22 protein-coding genes and 1 riboswitch are annotated in these 23137 nt (G+C 67.5%); of the genes, 10 read left to right on the top strand and 12 right to left on the bottom strand.

The features are described 5' to 3' along the window. Positions 1 to 28 precede the first annotated feature (28 nt). Together JL100_RS03805 and JL100_RS03800 are read left to right on the top strand one after the other, a co-directional pair. Positions 29 to 2302, top strand: coding sequence for a GumC family protein (locus JL100_RS03805; RefSeq protein WP_202681778.1), 2274 nt, complete (start codon positions 29 to 31; stop codon positions 2300 to 2302). Positions 2303 to 2354: 52 nt separating this feature from the next. Continuing rightward, the gene (locus JL100_RS03800) at positions 2355 to 3143 is read left to right on the top strand and encodes a WecB/TagA/CpsF family glycosyltransferase (protein WP_202681779.1); all 789 of its coding nucleotides are present in this window, start codon (positions 2355 to 2357) and stop codon (positions 3141 to 3143) included. Between the two features lie 158 nt (positions 3144 to 3301). Here JL100_RS03800 and wbaP read toward each other — a convergent pair whose 3' ends face one another. The 3 genes from wbaP to JL100_RS03785 all read right to left on the bottom strand — a co-directional run bounded on the left by wbaP (position 3302) and on the right by JL100_RS03785 (position 7177). Next, positions 3302 to 4681 (bottom strand): undecaprenyl-phosphate galactose phosphotransferase WbaP, encoded by a 1380-nt coding sequence (gene wbaP, locus JL100_RS03795; protein ID WP_202681780.1) that lies wholly within the window; start codon positions 4679 to 4681, stop codon positions 3302 to 3304. A gap of 614 nt (positions 4682 to 5295) precedes the next feature. After that, positions 5296 to 6348: a YihY/virulence factor BrkB family protein gene (locus tag JL100_RS03790; RefSeq protein WP_228421057.1), complete on the bottom strand. Its 1053-nt coding sequence runs from the start codon at positions 6346 to 6348 to the stop codon at positions 5296 to 5298. A 13-nt stretch (positions 6349 to 6361) separates the two neighbouring features. Then, entirely contained in the window at positions 6362 to 7177 is an 816-nt protein-coding gene (locus tag JL100_RS03785) for a PA2169 family four-helix-bundle protein (protein ID WP_202681781.1), read from the bottom strand. 157 nt (positions 7178 to 7334) lie between these two features. On the opposite strand from JL100_RS03785, the gene JL100_RS03780 reads away from it, so the two are divergent. Then, positions 7335 to 8510, top strand: a complete 1176-nt coding sequence (locus JL100_RS03780; RefSeq protein WP_202681782.1) for an aminotransferase class V-fold PLP-dependent enzyme — start codon at positions 7335 to 7337, stop codon at positions 8508 to 8510. Between the two features lie 21 nt (positions 8511 to 8531). Here the strand turns inward: JL100_RS03780 and JL100_RS03775 are convergent, their stop codons facing one another. Next, positions 8532 to 8822: a hypothetical protein gene (locus JL100_RS03775; RefSeq protein ID WP_202681783.1), complete on the bottom strand. Its 291-nt coding sequence runs from the start codon at positions 8820 to 8822 to the stop codon at positions 8532 to 8534. Between the two features lie 47 nt (positions 8823 to 8869). Then, positions 8870 to 8980, bottom strand: a riboswitch (SAM-I-IV-variant riboswitch). A 145-nt stretch (positions 8981 to 9125) separates the two neighbouring features. Between JL100_RS03775 and JL100_RS03770 the strand changes: the two genes are divergently transcribed. The 5 genes from JL100_RS03770 to JL100_RS03750 all read left to right on the top strand — a co-directional run bounded on the left by JL100_RS03770 (position 9126) and on the right by JL100_RS03750 (position 12858). Beyond that, entirely contained in the window at positions 9126 to 9512 is a 387-nt protein-coding gene (locus JL100_RS03770) for a hypothetical protein (protein WP_202681784.1), read from the top strand. A 133-nt stretch (positions 9513 to 9645) separates the two neighbouring features. Then, the gene (locus JL100_RS03765; RefSeq protein WP_323378404.1) at positions 9646 to 10365 is read left to right on the top strand and encodes a class I SAM-dependent methyltransferase; all 720 of its coding nucleotides are present in this window, start codon (positions 9646 to 9648) and stop codon (positions 10363 to 10365) included. Continuing rightward, the gene (locus JL100_RS03760) at positions 10362 to 10970 is read left to right on the top strand and encodes a uracil-DNA glycosylase (RefSeq protein WP_202681786.1); all 609 of its coding nucleotides are present in this window, start codon (positions 10362 to 10364) and stop codon (positions 10968 to 10970) included. Before JL100_RS03765 ends, JL100_RS03760 begins: the two co-directional genes overlap by 4 nt. A 218-nt stretch (positions 10971 to 11188) precedes the next feature. After that, on the top strand, positions 11189 to 11554 hold the full coding sequence (locus JL100_RS03755) for a hypothetical protein (protein WP_202681787.1): 366 nt from the start codon (positions 11189 to 11191) through the stop codon (positions 11552 to 11554). Next, a complete protein-coding gene (locus JL100_RS03750; protein ID WP_228421056.1) occupies positions 11530 to 12858 on the top strand; it encodes an ImmA/IrrE family metallo-endopeptidase in 1329 nt (442 codons plus the stop codon). Before JL100_RS03755 ends, JL100_RS03750 begins: the two co-directional genes overlap by 25 nt. 13 nt (positions 12859 to 12871) lie before the next feature. Here the strand turns inward: JL100_RS03750 and ade are convergent, their stop codons facing one another. The 4 genes from ade to JL100_RS03730 form a co-directional block, all read right to left on the bottom strand. Then, complete coding sequence (ade, locus tag JL100_RS03745) at positions 12872 to 14575, bottom strand: adenine deaminase (RefSeq protein WP_456115308.1); 1704 nt, start codon at positions 14573 to 14575, stop codon at positions 12872 to 12874. After that, a complete protein-coding gene (gene dgcA / locus JL100_RS03740; RefSeq protein WP_202681789.1) occupies positions 14572 to 15573 on the bottom strand; it encodes an N-acetyl-D-Glu racemase DgcA in 1002 nt (333 codons plus the stop codon). The genes ade and dgcA overlap by 4 nt, the downstream gene beginning before the upstream one ends. Positions 15574 to 15577: 4 nt before the next feature. Continuing rightward, positions 15578 to 16576 (bottom strand): N-acetyltransferase DgcN, encoded by a 999-nt coding sequence (dgcN, locus tag JL100_RS03735; protein WP_202681790.1) that lies wholly within the window; start codon positions 16574 to 16576, stop codon positions 15578 to 15580. Positions 16577 to 16667: 91 nt separating this feature from the next. Further along, entirely contained in the window at positions 16668 to 18035 is a 1368-nt protein-coding gene (locus JL100_RS03730) for a CRTAC1 family protein (protein WP_202681791.1), read from the bottom strand. Positions 18036 to 18266: 231 nt separating this feature from the next. Here JL100_RS03730 and panB point away from each other — a divergent pair, with 231 nt between their 5' ends. Continuing rightward, entirely contained in the window at positions 18267 to 19109 is an 843-nt protein-coding gene (gene panB / locus JL100_RS03725) for a 3-methyl-2-oxobutanoate hydroxymethyltransferase (RefSeq protein ID WP_202681792.1), read from the top strand. Then, positions 19102 to 19956, top strand: a complete 855-nt coding sequence (gene panC / locus JL100_RS03720) for a pantoate--beta-alanine ligase (protein ID WP_202681793.1) — start codon at positions 19102 to 19104, stop codon at positions 19954 to 19956. The genes panB and panC overlap by 8 nt, the downstream gene beginning before the upstream one ends. Before the next feature lie 137 nt (positions 19957 to 20093). On the opposite strand, the gene minE is transcribed toward panC, so the two are convergent. The 4 genes from minE to JL100_RS03700 all read right to left on the bottom strand — a co-directional run bounded on the left by minE (position 20094) and on the right by JL100_RS03700 (position 22630). Further along, entirely contained in the window at positions 20094 to 20402 is a 309-nt protein-coding gene (gene minE / locus JL100_RS03715) for a cell division topological specificity factor MinE (protein ID WP_202681794.1), read from the bottom strand. Then, positions 20399 to 21214, bottom strand: coding sequence for a septum site-determining protein MinD (minD, locus tag JL100_RS03710; protein ID WP_202681795.1), 816 nt, complete (start codon positions 21212 to 21214; stop codon positions 20399 to 20401). The genes minE and minD overlap by 4 nt, the downstream gene beginning before the upstream one ends. A 53-nt stretch (positions 21215 to 21267) precedes the next feature. Continuing rightward, positions 21268 to 22047, bottom strand: coding sequence for a septum site-determining protein MinC (gene minC, locus JL100_RS03705; RefSeq protein ID WP_202681796.1), 780 nt, complete (start codon positions 22045 to 22047; stop codon positions 21268 to 21270). 313 nt (positions 22048 to 22360) lie between these two features. Then, a complete protein-coding gene (locus JL100_RS03700) occupies positions 22361 to 22630 on the bottom strand; it encodes an SHOCT domain-containing protein (RefSeq protein ID WP_202681797.1) in 270 nt (89 codons plus the stop codon). Between the last annotated feature and the right edge of the window lie 507 nt (positions 22631 to 23137).

Genomic DNA, 23137 nt, shown 5'->3' with positions numbered 1-23137 from the left:
GCGCGTGTAAAACTACCGGATATTACCGATGAACAAGCTTTTGACGCCGGAACGCCAAGAGACCGACCGGCATGATTGGACCACCCACGAGGAAGGGCCGTCGCGAAGCGCCCCGACGCTCGGGCTGGGCGACCTGCTCATGGTCCTCTCGCGCCGGAAATACCTGCTGCTGGGAACGATCGCGATCGTGACCCTGCTCGGCATCGTCAACGTCTACATGATGACGCCGCTCTACACCGCCGACACCTCGGTCATGGTGGATCCGCGCGAACAGCGGGTGGTCGACGTGGAGGCGCTGGTCAGCGGTGCTCCCGCGGACCAGTCGACGATCGAAAGCGAAATCCAGGTCATCAGGTCGGACGAGCTCGCCATGCGCGTGATCCGCCAGCTCGGCCTGGACCGCCTGGCGGAGTTCAATCCCCGCGTGGCCGCGGAGCAGAACGCCGACAGCTTCAAGCTGCCGAGCCTGCGCGACCTGCCTCCCGTCCAGTGGGCGAAAAGCCTGCTGGTCACGGAGGAGCCGGTGGCTCCGGACCCGGCCGCGGAGGAGGCGCGCCTTCAGACCTCGATGCTCACCACCTTCCTCGGCCGCCTCAGCGTCTCGGCGGTCGGCCGGTCGCGCGTGCTGACCATCAGCTTCACGTCGGAGAATCCGACGCTGGCCGCCAACGTGGCCAACACGATCGCGTCGCTCTACATCACCCAGCAGCTCGAACAGAAATTCGATGCGCGCCAGAAGGCCAACGCCTGGCTGGGCGAGCGGCTGACCCGGCTGCGCGAGGAGGTCGAGACGGCCGAGCGCGCCGTCGAGACGGCGCGGGCGGGCCTCGGCGTCGTGCAGGGCCGCGACTCCGGCCTGGTCAACGAGCAGCTGACCCAGCTCAACACCCAGCTCGTGATGGCCCGGGCGGAGAACAACACCACCCAGGCGCAGCTGCGCAGCGTCGAGAACGCGGTCAGGGCGCGCGGCGTGCGCGCCGTGTTCGACGTGGTCGATTCGACGCTGGTCAGCGGTCTCCGCGCCCAGGAGGCCACGCTCCGCCAGCGCGAGGCGGAGCTGTTGAACAATCTCGGCCCGCGCCACCCGACGATCGTAGACCTGAAGTCGCAGATCTCCGCGATCGCCGGCGAGATCAACAACGAGGCCGAGAACCGGCTGCGGGCGCTGCGGGCCCAGGCGTCGGTGACCCAGCAGCGGGTCACGTCGCTGGAGCAGTCCATGTCCAGGCTGGAGCAGGAGGCGGGCCGACTCAACCAGTCCGACGTGGAGATCCGGGCGCTCGAGCGCGAGGCGGAAGCCAACCGCGCGCTGTTCGAGAACTTCCTGGCGCGCTCCAAGGAGACCCAGTCGGTCGACCTGGAGCAGCCAAACGCCTGGATCGTCTCGACGGCCAGCGCGCCGCTCGGCCCGTCCTTCCCGTCGAAGCCGCTGTTCGTGGCGGTGGCGCTGGTCCTGGCGATCGGCCTGGGGCTGATCCTGGTGTTCCTGGCCGAGCAGCTGGAACGCGGCCTGCAGACCCAGGAGGACGTCGAGCGGCTGCTGCGCATGCCGTCGCTCGGCATGATCCCGCTGGTCCGCCGCGGGCGCCTCACCCGCAAGACTCCGCAGGACTACGCCCTGGACAAGCCGGCATCGGCCTATTCCCAGGCGGTCAAGAGCCTGTTCACCTCGCTGATCATCGCCCACCAGCGCAAGGGCAGCGGCAACATCGTCATGCTGACCTCGGCGGTTCCGGGTGAAGGAAAGTCGTCGCTGGCGGCGACCCTGGCCCGGGTCATCGCCATCGCCGGCCGGCGCGTGCTGATCATCGACTGCGACCTGCGCCGTCCCAACATCCACCGGACGCTGGGCCTGCCCAACCAGCTCGGCCTCGCCGATTTCCTCCATGGAGACGCGACGCTGCCCGACGTGATGCGCACGGACACCCGCACCGGGGCCGACGTGATCACGGCTGGATCGCCGACCGACTATCCGGAGGAAACGATCCGCAACCCGCTGTTCGACCAGATGCTGTTCAACCTGCGTCCGCAGTACGACCTGATCCTGCTCGACGCGCCGCCGGTGCTACCGGTGTCCGACACGCGCATCCTGGCGGAAAAGGCCAGCCAGACGGTGGTCGTCGTCAAGTGGCGCCGGACCCCGCGCAAGCTGGTCCAACTCGCGATCCGGCAGCTCGGCGACGCCGGGGCCAACATCGCGGGCGTGGCGCTGAACCAGGTCGACACCACCAAGGCGGCGCGCTACGGCTCCGGCGAGGCGGAGTACTACATGGGCCGTCGCGGCAGCTACTTCAAAAACTGAACCGGCCCGTGATCTCTCACCGGCAAGTATCTTATTCCATCGGGAAAACGGCATGACTCTGGGCTTCAAGTCGAGCGATATCTTCGGTGTGAAGGTGACGCCGACCACCATGGACGATCTGTTCACCCTGATGGATCGCTCTATCGCCGCGGAGGACAAGGTTGTCATCGCCAGCCTCAACCTCCACGGCATGTACAAGCTGTTCAAGGACGACGTCTTCCGTGCCCTGCACGAGGACGACAAGACCTGCGTCCATATCGACGGCATGCCGATCGTCTGGCTGGGGCGCGCGGCGGGGCTCGACCTCGACGCCAGCCACAGGACCGGCTGGATCGACTGGTTCCTTCCCCTGATGGAGCGCGCCCAGCGCTCCGGATGGCGGATCTACTATCTGGGCGGCACGTCCCGCGTGCTGAACGACGGGCTGGCGCGCCTGCGCCGGGACTACCCGGACCTGGTGATCGACGGGCACGACGGCTATTTCGACGCCCGACCCGGCAGTGCCGGCAACGGCGCCGTGGTCGAGCACATCAACGCGTTCCGGCCCCATATCCTGATCGTGGGCATGGGAATGGGCCGCCAGGAGCACTGGATCTCGGAGAACCGGGCCGACCTGAAGACGAACTGCATCGGCACCTGCGGCGCCTGCATGGAGTATTTCGCGGGAGCCGTGCCGACCGCGCCGCGCTGGCTCGGTCCGCTGGGGCTGGAGTGGCTGTACCGGCTGCTCAGCGATCCGAAGCGGTTCTGGCACCGCTATCTGGTGGAGCCCTGGATCGTCGCCTGGTTCCTGGTGACCGGGGCCGGCCGCCGCCGCGCCGCGGCCCGGACGGAACGGTAAGCGAGCCTCGACCTTCCCGGCCGTCAACGCGAAGGGCGCCAGACCTGCGGGTCCGGCGCCCTTCGCGCGTTTTCGAGGGACCGGAAGCAGGTTCCGGCAAGCCGCGGATCAACGCCGATCCGTGCCTCGGGGCGGGAGTTTTCGAAGCCTGCGGGATATCAGGCGCCGTCGGCCTTCACGACGATCCAGACGGTGCGCATCAGGACGTGGAGGTCCAGCCAGATCGAGTAGTTCTCGACATAGTAGACGTCCAGCTCGATGCGCCGCTCGAACGTCGTGCGGTGACGCCCGGAGACCTGCCACAGCCCGGTGATCCCCGGGCGCACGCGGGACAGGATCTGCTGCTGGTGCGGATACTTGATCAGTTCGTGGGGCATGTAGGGGCGCGGGCCGATCAGGCTCATGTCGCCGACCAGCACGTTCCACAGCTGGGGCAGTTCGTCGAAGCTGAGCCGGCGCAGGATGCGGCCGAACCGGGTCACCCGCGGATCGCGGGTCAGCTTGTGGTACATCTCGTATTCGCGCCGCAGGACCGGATCGGTGGCCAGCAGCTCCTTCAGGCGCTGCTCGGCGTCGGCATGCATCGTCCGGAACTTCAGCGCCGGGAACGAACGGGAGCCGCCGGCCCAGCGAGCCTGGCGGAACAGCAGGGGACCCTTCGAATCGAGCTTGATGCCGGCCGCGATCAACAGGAGCAACGGCGTCACCAGGATCAGCAGGAGGGCCGAGGTGACGATATCGAAACCGCGCTTGATCAGCGGCGTGATGCTGGCGCCCAGCGGGCGCCGCACCTCCAGGGACAGCAGGCCGGACAGGTCCCGGACCCGGGTGTTGACCGTCTGGACGCCGGTCCATTCGGGCACCACCAGGATCGTGGAGAACGGCAGGTTCCCGATCATCTCGCTCAGGCGCTCCGGCTGCTCCCGCGGAACCGCCAGGATGCCGACCGAGGCGTAGCGCACCAAGCGCTCGTCGGTGGTCTTGCCGCCGGGAGCGACGACCGGCAGGCCCTCCACCGTGGTGCCCCACAGGCTCGGGTTCTCGTCGATGAAGAGGACCGGATTGTATCCCAGATGCTCGTTCTGGCCGAGCCGGCGGGCGATGTCGATACCGGCCTGGCCGGTGCCGACAACCACGCAGGGGCGGCCCCACAGGCGCAGCCGCATCAGCACGCCGCGGCCCATGGCGTCGGAAATCCAGATCAGCACGCCCAGCACCAACAGTGCCGCGAGCATGCCGTTGTTGAACCAGATCGCCTCGTTGAACTGGAGATCGACGATGGTGATGCCGACGACGGTTCCGATCAGGATCATGAACTGGCGGCGCAAACGCTCCACCGGCGACATTCCGTAGCCCGGGTACAGCCCCACCATGGCCTTGAGGATCGGCACGACGAGCAGCGCGCCCGCCAGTTCCTGGGCATGCAGGGTCGGGTCGAGCAGGAAGGTCGTAGGCGCGGGGCTGATGAGGCCGATGCCGAGATGGGCGAAAAGTACGGCCAGGAAGACGGCCGTCACGTCTACGAAAAACAGAAACAAGGCGGGCTGCAAGGATCGGAACTGACCCCGGGTCCGCACGGCAGGACCAGATCTAACAGAAATCTGGAAGTCATTGAGCATTCTGAAATTCCCCGCACCGGTAGCCGAGGGTCAGCAAACCGGCTGATTTACGTCGACCCAACGAACATGAGATCGAGAACCTCCGCATAGCGTAGCACTATAATGCACTGCAACAATCACATGGTCCCAATAAAGGGTAAACACGAAATGCTTCCATCCTTCGGACAAAAAGGATGTAAGCCCGTTGGCAAGCTACATTTTTGTCTCGAGAAGCTAAAATTTGTCTTTCTGTTTGCCCGTCACGCATTACTGTACTCTGCGCTGAACTTAAGATGGAGCGCATCTCATACTTATCTAAAAACCGCAAGTCATCCAGTTCCCTTTCCGGGTTACGCTCCATTGCGTTGAACACCTGTTGCAACGAAGCCGCTATCGAAGATTTGCATTTTCCTAGAACATTCCGCAGCGGGCCTTGATCCGCGGTAAGGCGGCGGCACTCCCAATGCGTTGTACGCCACCTGGGAGTACCCCCGCGGTCGGGGCGCCCGCTTGCCGCGCAGTGCGCGCCCCGCCGGTACGTACGAGGACACCCGTCAGGGCTTGTGTCCGACCGTGTCGGCGACATAGGCATCCCGCTGGCCGAGAGGCTTGACCGAGCCCGTCGTGGTGTCGCGTGCGGTCTGATGCTCCATCTCGGAGTTCAGCTCGGCGCCGAGCAGCACCGCGTAGGCCGAGAGGTTGAACCACAGCAGCAGGATCACGACGGCGCCCATGGTGCCGTAGGTCTCGTTGTAGTTCGCGAAGTTGGAGACATAGACCGAGAAGGCGACGGACCCCAGGACCCACAGCAGCGTCGCGACCACCGCCCCCCAGCTTACCCAGCGCCACTGCGGCGTTTCGCGGTCCGGTCCGTAGCGGTAGAGCACGGCGAGCGCCAGCATGACGGCGACCGCGAGGATCGGCCAGCGCGCCAGGCGGACCACCCACTCGACCGTTCCGCCCAGATTGAGATAGCCGATCACCGCCGGCAATCCGACCACCACGATCAGGGTGACGATCATGAACAGGATCATGGCGAGGGTAAGGGCCAGCGCTATGGCGTTGAGCTTCAGGAAACCGCGGCTCTCGGTCTCGTCATAGGCGATGTTGAGCGCCGTGATGACCGCGTTGACGCCGCGCGACGCGCTCCACAGGGTCAGCGCGATGCTCAACAGGACGCTGAAGCCGAGCTGACCGCCGGAAGCCGCCGCGACGGCGCTCAACTGGTCCACGATGATCGAGCGGGCCTGGTCCGGGATCACGCCGGCGACCACCTGGAAGTTCCGCTCCACGTCGATCGGGTCCGCCACCAGGCCGTAGATGGAGACGGTCGCGGCGAGGATCGGGAAGATCGCCAGCATCAGGTAGAACGCGACCCCGGCCGCGATCATCGAGATGTTGTCCTTGTCGGTCTCCTCCTTGACCCGCCACAGCACGTCGCGCCAGCCGCTGCCCGGCAGTTCCCCGGGCGAATTGGCATCGCGGCCCCGACCCCCTTCGCGCGCCAGGTTGCGGTCCTGCCCGGCGCCCCGGTTGCGCCCCTGGCTGGGACCGGCATAGCGATCGGCCATGGCCTCGCGGTGGGCGGACTTGCTCAATCCCAACATGTTCTGTCCCCGGTCAGGTCGTCGCGCCCTTGAGCGCGCTCATGCGGTTGTGGATCTGCTGGATGGCGTGGAAATGGGCGCCGACAAGCACGCGCGTTTCCTCGGGAAGGTCGGCATGCAGCGCCATGCGGAAGGCTTCGAGCGCGGAATCCTCGCCGTTCTCGATGCCGGCGATGATGGCCGAGGTCTCGCCCGTCACCAGGGCCCGGCGCAGTTCGCTCCAGGCCGGGTGGAGACGGCCCGGCGGCGTGGTACCGGCCTGCGGCACCGCGCCGTGGCGGCGGACCTCCTCCTCCAGGGCGGCGGCGGCCCGGTCGTGCTGCTGCGCGATCTCGCGCACAATGGCCTGGACCTTGGGATCGGCGATCTTCGTCTCGGCCTGCCGAAGCCCGTCGACGCCCTGGAGCGTCACCGCGATCAGCGGCGACAGCACGTCGGAGATGTCGGCGGGGGTCAGACGGCTGATCCTGCGGCCCTCCGGTTCGTCCTGCCGCAGCTGCTGCTGCGACCGTCCCATGGCGACGGCGAGCCACAGGGCGCCGATGCCGATCATGACGACGGGGATCGGGTTGTTGCGGATCGCGTCGCCCAGCCGGCTCGGATTGCCGCGCATCACGTCCTTCACCAGATCCACCGCCCCGGAGGTCAGCTGGCCCGGCGACAGCCGGAACTCCAGCTCGTCCAGGGTCTGGTCCATGCGCGCGCGGATGCCCGCGATATCGCGCTCGATGTCCTCGGGGCTGCGGCCGGCGGCACCCTGGTCGGAACCGGACTCCGTCCCCGATCTCCCGGTCGCTCTCAGATCGTCGTTGTCGTCGCTGCGGTTCATCCCGATAAACTCCATGCCCCATTTGCGGCAAATCAACACCAGCGGAGGGTCAGTGTTCCGGGAGCCGGGCCGGCGGACCGCCCGGAGCGTTTGTCCGGGGCCGCCGATTCCGTTATGGAAGGCCCATCTTCAGCGACACAAGCGATCCGAGGCGGCGATGACTTTCGATGTGGAGCGGGCGCGGGCCGAGACGCCCGGCACCCGTCACGTGACCCATTTCAACAATGCAGGCGCCGCCCTGCCGCCGCGGCCGGTGCTCGACGCGGTCGCCGCCCATCTCGACCTGGAAGCCCGCATCGGCGGCTACGAGGCGGAGGCGCAGGCCCGCGACCGCATCGAGCGCGTCTACGACTCGGTCGCCGCCCTGCTGGGCTGCTCACGGGACGAGGTCGCGCTGGTGGAAAACGCCACGGTGGGGTGGGACATGGCCTTCTATTCGCTGCGGTTCGATCCCGGCGACAGGATCCTGACGGCCATGGCGGAGTATTCCAGCAACTTCATCCCCTATCTCCAGGTCGCCCGGAAGACCGGCGCGGTGATCGAGGTGATCCCGAACGACGCCCACGGGCAACTCGACGTGGCGGCCCTGGCGGACAGCGTCGACGACGAAGCGCGCGGGCCGGTGAAGCTGATCTCCATCACCCACATCCCGACCAACGGCGGCCTGGTCAATCCCGCCGCGGCGGTCGGGCGGATCGCCCGCGCCCGCGGCATCCCCTATCTGCTGGATGCCTGCCAGACGGCGGGGCAGATGCCGATCGACGTGGACGGGATCGGCTGCGACATGCTCTCGGCGACCGGGCGCAAGTTCCTGCGCGGGCCGCGCGGCACCGGTTTCCTCTATGTGCGCAAGGGATTGCTGGAGCGCCTGGAGCCGCCGATGATCGACAACCACGCGGCCACCTGGGTGGCGCCCGACCGGTACGAGCTTCGCCCCGACGCCCGCCGGTTCGAGAACTGGGAGAGCAACGTCGCCGCCCGGATCGGCCTCGGCGCCGCCGTGGACTACGCGCTGGACTGGGGCCTGGATGCCATCTGGGAGCGGATCAGGGAACTCGCGGACCTGCTGCGCGACCGGCTGGCATCCCTGCCCGGCCACGCCGTGCGCGACCTGGGCGAGACCCGCTGCGGCATCGTCACCTTCACCGCCCCGCGCCCCGCCGCCGAGATCAAGCGCGACCTGGGCGCACGCGGCATCAACGTGTCGGTGACGGCCGCCCCCTCGACCCGGCTCGACATGGAGGCGCGCGGCCTCGACGAGATGGTCCGGGCCTCGGTCCATTATTACAATACGGAGGAGGAGATCGACCGGCTGGTCGCGGCGCTGCGATGATACGGCGCCCCGGAAAACCCGTCAGCCGACCGGCCGCCACCAGTCGGCGACGGCGCGCCGCCGCGCCTCGTCCAGACGGTCGCCCTGGAGCACCAGGCGGAGATGGATCTCCGGCCGGCCGCGCCGGCGCGACTCGACGACCAGGTAGAGATGCGTCCAGGTGCCCAGGCCGCGGTGGACGGCGGCGAAGACCCACTCGTACCGGTCGGGCTCCCGCGCGGTGGCGCGGCAGCCGCCGGCGATCAGCTCGATGCTGTCGTCCGGGCCGCACAGGGGAATGGTCGCTGGAGCGACCGGCAAGCGTTCAGACATGAATAAACCCTCCTGGCTCAAGTGCCGAGGAGGGCTGACGCGGCGGCTCGTTCCCGTTTGTTTGCCGGTCCAGGCCGCATCGTCCCCCGAAAGGGACCACCACCTTGCCCGGGTCGGCAGGTTGGTGTCGGGCGCCAGCCCAACTCTTGATGCTGGCTCTCCTGTATCCTGCCGATGGCGACATGCGCAACAGATTTCCCTGCGGCAAAGGTGTGCGACCGATTACCTCTCAAGAAAGGACTATGGCGAAAACCTGAAGAATCCGATAACTTGGCCGTGTATCGCGGACCCTGGAGCTATGCCGTGGTTTCCACATCTCCCATCTCACCCGAGTTGATGCGCACCGCGCCCAAGGTGCGGGACCTGACGCCGCAGACGCAGGCGTTCAACCAGGATATCAACCGGCAGGTCAGCGACACCAACGGCGGCATGAAGGTCAATGCCAAGACCGAGCCGCTGACCGGCATCACAAGCTCGATCGTCGGCGAGGACCGCCGGGCGATCCAGGAAACCAACGCCTACACCAAGCCGGGCGCCCGCGTCCCGGCGCTCACGGGCGCCACCAGCGCCTTCGTGACCGAGCTGAAGTCGGCCGACCAGAGCAACGTCGAAAGCATGGCCGCGGCGGGCGCCCGCGCCCGCACCCTTGGCCGGGGGCCGGGCGGCGGCCAGCTCGACCTGAGCGCCTGAGTCGAACCGCCCGTCATCACACCCGCCGCTCCGATCGACCGCCATGTGTTCCACCCCGGTGCTATAATCGGGGCGAACCCGTTTACCACGGATAGTGCCCTGCGGCATGGCAGCGCGGAGAGGAACCGACACGATGGCCCAGCATACGGATATGCCGACCCGGGGCACGTCGCCCCGACGCCTGAAGGCGATGGACCTGATCCCCGACCTGATCCCTCTGGCGGGCGCCCGGATCGTCGATGTCGGCTGCGGCGAGGGCGCGCTGGTGCGGGCGCTGGCTCGGCGCGGCGCTCAAGTGGTCGGCGTCGAGATCCTGGACGAGGCGCTGTCCAAGGCCCGCAAGGCGGAACCGGTCGGCGGCGAGCGCTACCTGAAGGGCGTGGGCGAGGATCTGCCCCTGCCCGACAACAGCGCCGACGCCGTCATCTTCATGAACAGCCTGCACCATGTGCCGGCCGCCCATATGGGCAAGGCGTTGCGCGAGGCCGCACGCGTCCTGAAGCCAGGCGGGCTTGCCCTGGTGAACGAGCCGGAGCCGACCGGCGGATACTTCGAACTGACCAGGCTGCTGGACGACGAGACGGAGGTCCGGGCTCTGGCCCATGCGGCGGTGAAGGCAGTGGACGCGCTGGAACAGGTGGATGAACTGTTCTACCTGAATCCGGTGAAGCACGAGGATTACCAGAGCTTCGCCGACCGCATGGCCGGCATCGATCCGACCCGCTCCAGGCTGATCCGAACCCGCGACGCGGAACTGCGCGACCTGTTCGAAACCATCGGGGAGCGGCGGGAGGGTGCCTGGTGGTTCGACCAGCCGGCCCGGATCAACCTGCTGCGAAAGCCGACACAGTGACTGTACCGCGTACCGAGAACGAGCTGCCTTTCGTCGATTACCAGTACCCCGGCAAGGATCCCGCCGGCGGGCGCGTCGCCATCATCGGCGAAGCCCCCGGCGCCGAGGAGGCCCGCACCGGCAAGCCCTTCGTCGGCGCCAGCGGCCGGCTGCTGGACGAGAACCTGAAATCGGTCGGGCTGGAGCGCGCCACCTGCCTGATCGGCAACACCTTCCGCTACCAGCCGCCCGGCAACAAGGTGGCCCATTTCTTCTCGTCCCGCACCAAGGCGCGCAAGATGGGCGTCGAGGTGGCGGAGGACCTTGGCCCCATGGGCACCTCCGACTATTGTCTCGCCCGATACGCCGGCGAGATCGAGCACCTGCGCCGGACCCTGGCCGAGGTGAAGCCCGCCGTGATCATCGCGCTTGGCCGTACGCCCCTGTGGGCGCTGACCGGCCAGAGCGGCATCACCGCGCTGCGCGGCCAGGAGCTTCCCTGCCGCCTGCTGGCCGGCGCCATCGTGGTCCCGACCTTCCACCCCAGCTACATCCTGCGCGGCAACCGCGTCGAGGAACCCCTCTTCCACGCCGACGTGAAGCTGGCCGCGGAACGGGCGGGATGAGAGCTCACGGTGTCGCGGCGAGCCTGCCGCGACACCATTTGATTTCATAACTACCCCAAAAGTGCTATATGAATGATTATCACCCTTGCCGGTGGTAGAGTTGCAAATCTCTGTAATTACCCAATAAACTGATTTCTAGCGAAGCGATGTCCAAGCGCACAGTGAATCTGAAGCGTTCGATCCGATCCGTCCCTCTGACGACTGAGGAAAAATATTGGTTGGACAGCATTTCGACCAAGGTCGGATACGGCGGTAATCCAATGCATAAGCGCAGTCCAGGCGATTTCAAACTAAACCCACCCAGCGATGGTCGCCAGCACAAGACTCTGTGCGACAGGGCGAAAGTCTTCACCAGGGCTGAAGCCACCCGCCTATTGAAGCAGGGCGCCGCGTACGGATTGGTCAGCGACGCCATGAAAGGTGACTGGCCGAAGAACATCTGGGCGGTTGCTCAAAACGGTGAACCCGTCGAAGCGATCCTGGAGAATGAAACCCAGGGCATCTATCATGGCTATTCCATGGGTGACAGCGATCCCATGGCCGCCAGCGTACGACAGAGATGGAGCGCGGCGACATGCCGGTAGGTTTCTCTATCGATGCCCAATGGCAGGCGTGCCAGCACGGCTTGGCCGAGGATCGCGCAACGGCCGCCAAGCTTCGCATCGCCTTCGACGAACTGGTGGCGACCCGGGTTGAAAGCGACTGGTCGCGCGAGGTCCAGGATCGTGTCCATGTGTCGGCCTATCCCCTGGCGATGTGGTTCGCGGCAAATTGGTGGCGGCTTCGCTGGGAACCTTACCCTGCGACCGGCGTCCCCTCCCCGTCCTGGCGCATGGCCCATGAAGTCGCGGCGGCAGGCCACGGCTTCCTGTGGCCGCGCCTAATCTTCGCCAGCGACGGACCGACCGTGGAAGCGGTGTGCCACGCATCGCGGCCGAACTCCGGGGAGCCGGTCCGCTATCTTTCGGATTTCCGGTGTGCAGTCCCGGCAACGTCCTTCGAGGCGGCCGTCGATGACTTCGTAGCCGATGTAATCGCCCAATTGGAGACACGCGGAGGCGTCGGCCAGGACCTGTCCACGCTTTGGGAAGAGGTCAAGGCCGAGCGCGAGGATCCGGTGGAAAGTGTCCGGCGCCGCTTGGAGGCTCGCCTTGGATGCGATCCGGACGAGGCGCCGGAGGAGATACTTGCCCACTTGCTGGAGCTTTCCGGCGAAGCCGGAGAATCTGCACTGGACGAGATCGCGCCCGCCTTGTCCGGGAGCGCGACCGGGATCGAGGATGCCATCAGGAAGACGGTCGTAGCGGCCCATGGGAAAGGCGTCCGGGTGGCCGTGGACCTCCCTTCAGCGTTGCACCAACATAGCGTTCCAGATGGAACGCCCCCGTGGGACCGGGGCAGGAGCCTTGCCGGCGCGGCCCGGAAAGCTTGGCGGCTACCGAGCGATGGCATTTCCGACGAGGAACTGGCGAGGCTTTTGGATGCTCCGAAGAAGGCATTCCTGCCGGACTCGGCCCATAACCCCGGTATCCCGTTCGGCTTGGCGGTACGGGAAGACGACGGCGCTCACCTCAAACTGGTCTTCGGAAAACGGAACGCTCCGGGCATCCGGTTCGAAGCCGCGCGCTTCCTGGCCGACCACCTGACAGCCCCGAAATCGGACGCCTGGCTTCCGGCAACCAGAACGAAGACGGTCCGCCAGAAGATGCAGCGCGCCTTCGCCGCAGAGCTCCTGTGCCCGATCGATGCGCTGGACTCGTTCATGAACGGTGACTACTCGGACGATCGGATGGAGGAGGCTGCCGATCATTTCGGCGTCTCGGTCCTCACCGCGAAAAGCCAACTGGCGAACCACGACCTCATCCCGCCGGAAATAGTCAGGGTCTGACGTCCCTTCCCGCTCACGCCGGAATCAATTCGAACCGGTCCACGTCCACCAACCCCATGTCGGTGATCTTCAGGTACGGGATCACCGGCAGGGGCAGGAAGGCCAGTTGCAGGAAGGGTTCGGCCAGCGGGCAGCCCATGCCGCGGACGGCGGCGCGGAGTGCCGTCAGAAGGTGCTCGACCTCCTCGAAGGTCCGGTCGCTGATCAGCCCGGCCAGGGTCAGCGCCAGTTCGCCGACCACCTTGCCGTCCAGCACGGCGACGAAGCCGCCCTGAAGCTCGATCAGCCGGTTGACCGCCACCGCCATGTCGGTGTCGTCGGCACCCACGACGATCACGTTGTGGCTGTCGTGGCCGACGCTGGATGCCAGCGCGCCGCGCTTCAGCCCGAATCCCTTGACGAAGCCCCGGCCGACATTGCGGTTGGTGCCGTGACGGCTCAGCACGCAGACCTTCAGGATGTCCGCCTCCGGGTCCGGGTGCCGCTCGCCGTTCCGATAGGGCAGGTTCGCGGTCAGGTGCTCCGTCAGGATCTTGCCCGGGATCAGCCCGATCACCGGACCCGACGGGCCGCCCGAGGGGGTCCGGAAGACCTCCGGCGTCACCGGGTCCAGCCGGATCGAGCCCAGCCCGACCGGCGGCACGATGGTCCGGCCCGCGAAACTCTCCGGCCCCACGACCCGGCCGTTGCGGATCACCTGGCCGACCCGGCAGTCCTCCAGGTCGTCCAGCAGCACGATGTCGGCCCGGAAGCCCGGCGCGATCAGCCCGCGGTCGGTCAGCCCGAAGCCCCGCGCCGCCGACCAGGTCGCCGCGCGGTAGACCGATTCGACCGGCGCGCCCAGGGCGATGGAGCGCCGGATCAGGTGGTCGATATGGCCTTCCTCGGCGATGTCGAGCGGATTGCGGTCGTCGGTGCAGAAGCCCAGGAACGGGGAGGTCATGGCGTCGATGATCGGGGCCAGCGTGTTGACGTCCTTCGATACGCTGCCGTCGCGGATCAGCACCTGCATGCCTTTCCGCAGCTTCTCCCGCGCCTCCTCGACCCCGGTCGTCTCGTGGCAGTTCCTGATGCCGCAGGACAGGTAGGCGTTGAGGTCGCGGCCCGTCACCAGCGGGCTGTGCCCGTCGATATGGCCGCCCTGGAACGCCGCCAGCTTGTCCAGCACCTTGGGGTCCTTGTGGAGCACGCCGGGGAAGTTCATGAACTCCGCCAGGCCGATCACCTGGGGGTGGCCGCGGTGGCGGACCAGGTCCTCCGCCTCCAGCCGGGCGCCCGAGGTCTCCAGCTCGGTCGCCGGGACGCACGAGGAGAGCTGGACCCGCAGGTCCATGGCCAGCTCGACCGAGCTGTCGAGGAAGTATCTCAGCCCCTCCTCGCCCAGCACGTTGCAGATCTCGTGCGGGTCGCAGACCGCGGTCGTCGTCCCGCGCGGCAGCACGCAACGGTCGAATTCGGCCGGCGTGACCAGGGTGCTCTCGCAATGGACATGGGTGTCGATGAAACCCGGCACCGCGATGCGGTCGCGCCCGTCGATCACGACCTCGCCGTCGTAGCTCTCGTAGGTGCCGACGATCACGTCGCCGCAGACGGCGATGTCGCCCGAGGCGATCTCGCCCGTCACCACGTTGAGGAAGCGGGTGTCCTTGATCACCAGGTCAGCCTTCGTCCGGCCCATGGCCTGGTCGATGCGCTTTCCCAGGTCGTCGCGCGTCACCCCCACAGGCCGGTCTCCGGCGGAAAGACGGTCTCGCCCTCGTAGCGGAGGCCGGGCTCCCGGTCCCGCGCCAGCCACAGCGGCCCGTCGAGGTCGACCAGCTTGGCTCCCTGCGCGATCACCACCCCCGGCGCCATGGCGAGCGAGGTCGCCAGCATGCAGCCGACCATGATGTCGAACCCCGCCTCCTCGGCGGCACGTTTCAGGCGCAGCGCCTCGGTCAGGCCGCCGGTCTTGTCCAGCTTGATATTGACCACCCCGTACTTGCCGCGCAGCTCGTCCAGGGTCGATCGGTCGTGGCACGACTCGTCGGCGCCCAGCGGCACCGGGCAGTCGAAGCCCAGCAGGGCGTCGTCCTGTCCCGCCGGCAGCGGCTGCTCGATCAGCTCGACCCGGAGCCGGGCGAAGGCGTCGCCGAAGCGCTTCAGGTGCTCCAGCGTCCAGCCCTCGTTGGCATCGACGATCAGCCGGGCGTCGGGCGCGTTCTCCCGCACCGCCGTCACCCGCTCCAGGTCGCCGTCCCCCGTCAGCTTCAGCTTGAGCAGGGGCCGGTGAGCCGAGGCGCGCGCCGCGGCGGCCATGTTCTCCACCGTGTCGAGACTCAGGGTGTAAGCCGTGACCACCGGGGCGAGCGGCGCGTCCAGGTCGGCCACCTGCCAGATCGGCTGCCCGGTCAGCTTGCAGGCGAGGTCCCACAGCGCGCAGTCCACCGCGTTGCGGGCGGCGCCCGGCGGCAGGGCCTCCAGAAGCTCCTCCTGCTCCATGCCGGCGCCGATCGCGTCGGCGACGCTCTCGATCTGGGCCACGACCCCGTCGATGCTCTCGCCGTAGCGGGCATAGGGCACGCATTCGCCCCGGCCGACGGTGCCGCCGTCGTCGATCTCGGCGACGACCACATGGGCCTCGGTCTTGGCCCCGCGGGAGATCCGGAAGGTGCCGCGGATCGGGAAGGTCTCGCGGCGGACGGTCAGGGTGCGTTTCGCGCTCGGCGCTGCCATGGCCTCAGCCCAGCAGGTCGACGATCGGGCCGACCCCCATGCGCACCGGATCCACCGCCGGCATGCCGAAGCGGTCGGACAGCTGCTTCAGGTAGGCCTCGGCGGCGGACTTCTCCATGGCCGCGGTATTGACGCTGAACCCGATCACCTTGGCATCGGGATTGGTCACCCGCGCCGCCGCCTCGTGCGCCACGATGCAATCCTGGATGTCCGGAACCTTGCGGTTCGGCAGGCCCCGCATGTGCGGTCGGGTCGGCTCGTGGCACATCACCATCACGTCCGGCTGAGAGCCGTGGACCAGCGCCAGCGTCACACCGGCATAGCTGGGATGGAGCAGCGAGGCCTGCCCCTCGACCACGTCCCAGTGGTCGGGATCGTTGGCCGGGGTCAGGTACTCGACCGCGCCCGAGACGAAGTCGGAAACCACCGCGTCGATCGACACGCCGTCGCCCGCGATCAGGATGCCGGTCTGGCCGGTGGCGCGGAAGTCGGCGTTCATGCCGCGCGCCCGCATCTCCTTCTCGAAGGCCAGCGCCGTGAACATCTTGCCGATGGAGCAGTCGGTGCCGACCGCCAGCAGCCGCTTGCCCGGCCGCCGATCGCCGGTGCCGATCTCGAACTCGCGGGTCGGGTGGCGCACGTCGTGGAGCGAGCGGCCCAGCTCCTTGGCCTTGGCCGCGACGGAGGGCAGATCGGTGATCTTGTTGTGCAGCCCGCTGGCGATGTCCATGCCCAGGTCCAGGGCCTTCAGCATGGTTTCCTGCCAGCTCGCGGCGAAGCGCCCGCCCCGGTTGGCGACGCCGATGATCAGGGTCCTGGCCCCTTCCGCGGCCGCCTCCTCCAGGCTCTTGTCGGGAAGCCCCAGGTCGGCCTTGCAGCCGTCCAGGCGCAACTGGCCGACGCACCAGTCACGGCGCCAGCGCGCCACGCCGTCGGCGGTCTTGGCGGCCAGTTGGTCCGGCGCATCGCCGAGGAACAGCAGGTAGGGATTGGCTATGGCCAAGGGTCTTCTCCATTACGCGTCTGCAACTTGGTTACAGTCTATTCCATTCTCCGGCGCTGACCAGCGCCAACCCGCTTTCCCAGCCCGATCCTCATCGCCCGGGATGCTCCACCCGGATCATCCGGTTGGCATGGGGGTGTTCGATCACCCGCACCGCCCCGTCGGGCCAGCGGACCTCCACACGCTCGACGGAATGGACGGCTCCCAGCCCGAAATGGGCGACCGGCTCCATCTGGCAGAGATAGCCGCTGCCGGCGCAGATCGCGCGCCGCTGGGTCCGCCCGCGCGCCGTGCAGGTCACCAGGGCGCCCCGCGCCGGCGCCCCGGCGGCGGTCAGGGGCATGACCCTGAGCCAACCGTTGTCGGTCGGATAGGGGCGGTAGAACCCCAGAGGCTGGGGCGCCGATTCGCCGTGGGACACCAGGAGTTCCAGCCTTCCGTCGCCGTCGATGTCGGCGACCGCGGCGCCGGTGCCGAAGCCCAGCGGCTCCTCCGCGTCGCCGATCTCTGCCTCGGTCCAGCGCTCGTTGGTCCAGGCGAACAGGCGGTTCGGCTCCCCGATATTGTTGAAGAAGATCTCCTCGAACCCGTCATTGTCGAAATCGGCCGCGATCACGGTGCGGACGCGCGACGGCTCCGCCAACCCGGCGGGGGCCGACTCGATGAAGCCGCCGCCGCCCCGCTGGAGGAACAGCCGGTGCGGCCCCTCCCAATTGCCGCAGACCAGGTCGAGCAGCCCGTCGCCGTCGGCATCCAGCACCGCGACGCCGCGCCCGTTCCCGCCCGGGTCGGCCACCCCCCAGTCCTCCGCGATCTCCTCGAAGGTCCCGTCGCCAAGATTCCGGAACAGGAAGTTCGGCCCGTGCTCGTTGGCGGCAAAGATATCCATGTGCTCCGATACCAGCGGCAAGCTGACCAGCCCCCGGCCCGCCGCCGTCAAGTCGATACCGGCCTCCTCCGCCCTGTCGGACGCGCGCCCGCGCCGGTCCAGCTCGTAGAGCCTGAACCGCCCGCCGTGGCTGGCGATGACGAATCCGTACCGGCCCGTGCCCGACCGGTCGATGCAGGCGACCGACCGGCCGGCCGTCTGATTGACCGCGCCGAAATTCTCCGGCTGCCCGAACAGGTCCAGCCAACGCTTGCCGAAGCAGGCGAACAGCCGGTCGCCGAATCGCTTCGGGCCGGAGAAGCTTTCGGAATTCAGCACGTACAGCTCTTCGCGCCCGTCGCCGTCGGCATCGGCGGCGCACAGGCCGATCGCTTGGCGGGTCGCGTCGGCCAACACGGGGTCGGCGATGTCGACCAGCCGACGCCCGTCCCATTTCAGCACCAGGTTGGCGCAGCCATGGCCGGCCACGACGAACTCGAAGGCGCCGTCGCCGTCGATGTCGGTCACCGCCACGCCGTAGCCAAGCCGGGGTTCGTTCCGGTCGATCGACGCCGTCTCGTCGAGAAACATCGCCCACTCCCTGGTACCGTTGCTTGCCCCCATGCTGACACAATCCGGAGCGGACGGCACGCAGTGCGTATCCAGGTACGTTCCGGCCGCCCTTGTCCTTCCGCAGGGCGGGAATTCGCCGCCGATTCCAGCCGTCCCCCACTCCAATCATCGTGACGCAGCGGTCCCGGCGTTATATCTAGGCGCACGAGCAGGACCTGGAACCCGCACCCGACAGAGGGGAAGCCCGACATGAGTGTCCCCGACCGCCGCCGGCGCACCACCGTGCCGGAACTGTCCGCCCGCAAGGGCGGCGCGCCGATCGTGTCGCTGACCGCCTATACCACGCCCATGGCCCGGCAGCTCGATGCCCATGTGGACATGCTGCTGGTCGGCGACAGCTTGGGCATGGTCCTCTACGGGATGGACAGCACACTGCCGGTGACGCTCGACATGATGATCGCCCACGGCGCCGCCGTGATGCGCGGCTCGGCGCTGTCCTGCGTCGTCGTGGACCTGCCGTTCGGGTCCTACCAGGAGTCTCCCGAAGCCGCTTTCCGCGCCGCGGCGCGCGTCATGGCGGAGACCGGCTGCGCCGCGGTCAAGCTGGAGGGCGGCGTCGAGATGGCCCCGACGGTCGAGTTCCTGACGAGACGCGGCATCCCCGTGCTGGGCCATGTCGGCCTGACCCCGCAGTCGGTCAACGTGCTGGGCGGATACAGGGCGCGGGGACGGAGCGGGCAGGAAAGCAACGCGATCGCGGCTGACGCCTTCGCCATCGCCGAGGCCGGCGCCTTCGCCCTGGTGATCGAGGGCACGGTCGAGCCCCTGGCCCGCCAGCTGACCGCGGACCTGCCCGTCCCGACCATCGGCATCGGCGCCTCGCCCGCCTGCGACGGTCAGATCCTGGTGACCGAGGACCTGGTCGGCCTGTTCAGCGACTTCACGCCGAAATTCGTCAAGCGCTATGCCGAGCTGGGTCCCCTGGTCTCGGCCGCCGCGCAGGCCTATGCCGACGATGTGCGCGCGCGCCGGTTCCCCGGTCCCGAACACGTCTTCGCCCCAAAACCCAGCGGGAGCACGCCCGATGCCTGAGAAACTGACCACCGTCCGGACCGTGGCCGACCTGCGCGCCCAGGTCGCGCGGTGGCGCGCCGCCGGGGAGAAGGTCGGGCTGGTGCCGACCATGGGCGCCCTGCACGAGGGGCACCTGAGCCTGGTCCAGGCCGCCCGCCGCAGGGGAGCGGACCACGTGGTGGTCAGCGTCTTCGTCAATCCGACCCAGTTCGGTCCCAACGAGGACTTCTCCAAGTACCCGCGGCAGGAGGACTCCGACGCCGCCAAGCTGGAGACGGTGGGCGCCGACCTGCTCTATGCGCCCGACGTGGGCGAGATGTATCCCGACGGCTTCGCGACGACGGTCCATGTCGCCGGGCTGACCGACGGGCTGTGCGGTCCCCTGCGCCCCGGCCATTTCGACGGGGTGGCGACCGTCGTGTCCAAGCTTCTGCTGCAATGCCTGCCCGATGTCGCCGTGTTCGGCGAGAAGGACTATCAGCAGCTCCAGGTGATCCGCCGCATGGTGCGCGACCTGAACATCCCCGTCCTGATCGAGGGAGCGGCCACCGTCCGCGACGAGAGCGGGCTGGCGCTGTCGTCGCGCAACGCGTACCTGTCCGCCGACCAGCTCGCCGTCGCGCGCCAGCTCAACGGCGTGCTGTTCGCCATGGCGGAACGCATCGCTGCGGATCCGGCGCGGTGCCGAAGCGAGATCGACTGGGGATTGGAACGGCTGAGGGCGGCCGGTTTCGACCGGATCGATTATCTGGCCGTCTGCGATGCCGCGTCGCTGGAGCCGCTGGAGGTGGCGGACCGCCCGGCCAGGGTCCTGGCCGCCGGCTTCATCGGACGCACCCGGCTGATCGACAACTTCCCGGTATGATCGTCCGGGCCGGTATGACCGTCCGGGAAGGCGGGCCGGACCGCATCGCGCGCGCACCCGGATCAGGTGGCCGGATCGTTCAACGGGATCGGGACTTCCCGACCATAGCCGGCCGGCACTGACCGGCCAGCATGGCTTCAGGCCTGCTTCGCGGCGGCGGCCGCACCGCCGCGCGCCCGGGCCTTGTCCGCCGTCGGCGGCGGCAGCTCGATGTTGACTTCGAGCGTGGAGTAGTCGCCCCCACGCTCGAAGCTCACCTCGACCTTCTTCTCGTCGATCTGCACGTACTTGGCGATGACCGCCAGCAATTCCCGCTGAAGGATCGGCAGATAGTCCGGGCTGGACCCGGCGGCGCGCTCATGCGCAAGGACGATCTGGAGGCGTTCCTTCGCCTCGTCGGCGACCGACTTGCGCGGAGGTTGCCGGAAGAAGTTGAAGATGCTCATGCGGTCCTCCGCAGGAGGCGATCCAGGAAGCCCTTCTTTTCCGGCTTCATGAAACGGTGCTCGACCGTCTCGCCCAGGAATCTTGCGACCGCGTCGGTGTAGGCGTGGTTGGCGTTGCTCTTCTCGTCGAGCGTCACCGGCATGCCGATGTTGGAGGCGCGCAGCACGGCCGGGCTCTCCGGCACGACGCCCAGCAGCGGGATCGCCAGGATCTCCAGCACGTCGTCGACCTTCAGCATGTCGCCGCGCTCGACCCGCTCCGGATCGTAGCGGGTCAGCAGCAGATGCTCCTGCACCGGCTCCAGGTTCAGTTCGGCCCGGCGGGACTTGGACGCCAGCACGCCCAGGATGCGGTCGCTGTCGCGCACCGACGAGACTTCCGGGTTGGTCACGATGATCGCGTGGTCGGCGAAATACAGCGCCATAAGGGCGCCCTTCTCGATGCCGGCCGGGCTGTCGCACAGGATGTAGTCGAAGTCCTTCCTCAGCTCGTCGAGGATCTTCTCCACGCCTTCCTTGGTCAGCGCGTCCTTGTCGCGGGTCTGGCTGGTCGGCAGGATGAAGAGGTTCTCGACCCGCTTGTCCTTGATCAGGGCCTGGTTGAGCTTGGCCTCGCCGTTGATGACGTTGACGAAATCGAACACCACCCGGCGCTCGCAGCCCATGATCAGGTCCAGGTTCCGCAGACCGACGTCGAAGTCGATGACAACGGTCTTGAACCCGCGCAGTGCCAGTCCAGTGGCGAAGGCAGCGCTCGACGTGGTCTTGCCCACGCCGCCCTTGCCCGATGTCATAACGATTACCTTGGCCAAGGAAGCCTCTCCACTCTTCGATGTTGATTGCGAACTTGTTTCTTTGCCGCGGCTCATGACAACGGATCCATGCGCAGATACCCGTCGTCCAGATATATGTGAACCTGCTTTTTGAACACCGAGGCGTCCAGATCCTCGCTGACCCGGTAGAGCCCGGCGATCGATACCAGTTCCGCCTCCAGGCTGTGGCAGAAGATTCGGGCGGCGGTATCGCCGGAGATGCCCGCCAGCGCGCGTCCGCGCAGCGAGCTGTAGACGTGGATGTTGCCGTCGGCCAGCAGCTCGGCCCCGGCGCTGACCGGCCCCAGCACGATCAGGTCGCCGCGCGCGGCGTAGATCTGCCGGCCCGAGCGCACCGGCTCGGTGATGATCAGGGTGGTCTTCTGGAACTCCGGCGCCGTCTCGGCCTGCGGCATCGGGTTGCGCGGCGGCAGCGGGTCGGTCGGTGCCCGTCCGGGGGCCGGCCGCTGGAAGTCGCGCTCCGGCTCGCGGCTCGGGCGGCCGGTCGGCATGACCGTCAGCCCGGCCTCGAACGCGGCGGCCTGCTGGGCCGGCGTGCCGCCCTGGATGCCGACCGGGATCAGGCTGTTCTGGCGCAGGGTGACGACGAAATCGATGAAGTCGGCGGGGCCGGCGCCTTCCTCCAGGTCGTCCAGGTCGAGCACCACCGGGGCGTTCCGGAAAAAGTTCGGCGCCTGGCGGATCTTGCTCAGCAGTTGTGGGAAGAACGACGGGTCATCGGGAGCCACCAGCTTCAGCACCATGACGGTGAAGCTGTTGCCCCTGAGCTGGAACGGCGCGTCACGTTCCGAAATCTGACTGGTGCTTCTCACAAACCCCTACCACTTATCATGATGACCGCCGCCCGGCAGGCGTCCGGCACCGCCGTCCCCTGCCCTGCCCCACGGGTTGAAATCGACCGCCCCTACGAAAATCGAGAAAATGGCTACTCCTTCTAGCGAGCCATGGCCCCGAAGTGCAAGCGTCTAGTTAACCATAACCTGCGGATATTTCCGCGACCAGCCCCACGGCCGGGCTTGACTGCGGACCATAGCCCAATTCTTGGGGTCTGTGCCTCAAAAACTACAAACTATGGTGCCGATACGCCTATTTTTTGACAAACTCTTCGAACCCGCCCGGTACGCCTCACCCGTTGTCGAAGGGCCGTTCCGCGGCATCGCCGGCCAGTGCCGCCCTGCGCTGCTCATACTCCGCCTGGGTCATCAACCCGCGGTCGAACATCACCTTCAACGCCCGCAGGGACCGCGCCGCCGAGTCGTCCCCTTCGTCGCCGCTCTCGCTGTCCGCTGCGCCGCTCGCCACCCCCGCCCGGCCCCGGACGGGACGCCCCGAGGGCCGCGCGGCACCGGACGTCGGCTTCTTCTCGTTCCAGATCGACGTGAACCTGTTCGCCATGCCTACCCTCGTCACCTTCGAGCCCGACACCGTGGCGCCAGCATAGGCAAAGACGCGCGCGGACGCCATGCCGGCGTCGCCTTCGAGGGCGCGGCGTGGGTAACCCGCAACATGTAGATGAATTTTTTATTGGCCCCACGAAATAACGGCGACAAAGGACGAATTTGACGGTTATCCTTGCTGACATCAAGGCTGACACAGACGACAGGAGCCGCTTCCCTTGTCCGACCCGTCGAGAAGCATTCCGGATCCAGCGTGCGGGGCCCCGACCCTTCGCCGCCGCCGGACAGCCATCCGCCTCGACGAGTCAGCCGACCGCACGATCGAACCTCCCGTCCGGGAGGTTTTTTTGTGCCCGCGTTCAGCTTCAGGTCCCGGTTTCAACGGTCCAGGAGAACGACATGGCCCAACGCCGCTTCGGCAGCAGGAGGTGATCGATGAGAGCCCCGTTTGACACATGCAGCGCCTGGGATCCCCTCAACCAGGATGCCAGCGAAGGGAAAGGAC

The organism is Skermanella mucosa (genome assembly GCF_016765655.2).
GTDB classification, from domain to species: Bacteria; Pseudomonadota; Alphaproteobacteria; order Azospirillales; family Azospirillaceae; genus Skermanella; species Skermanella mucosa.
This window is presented reverse-complemented; position numbering and strand designations above follow the sequence as displayed.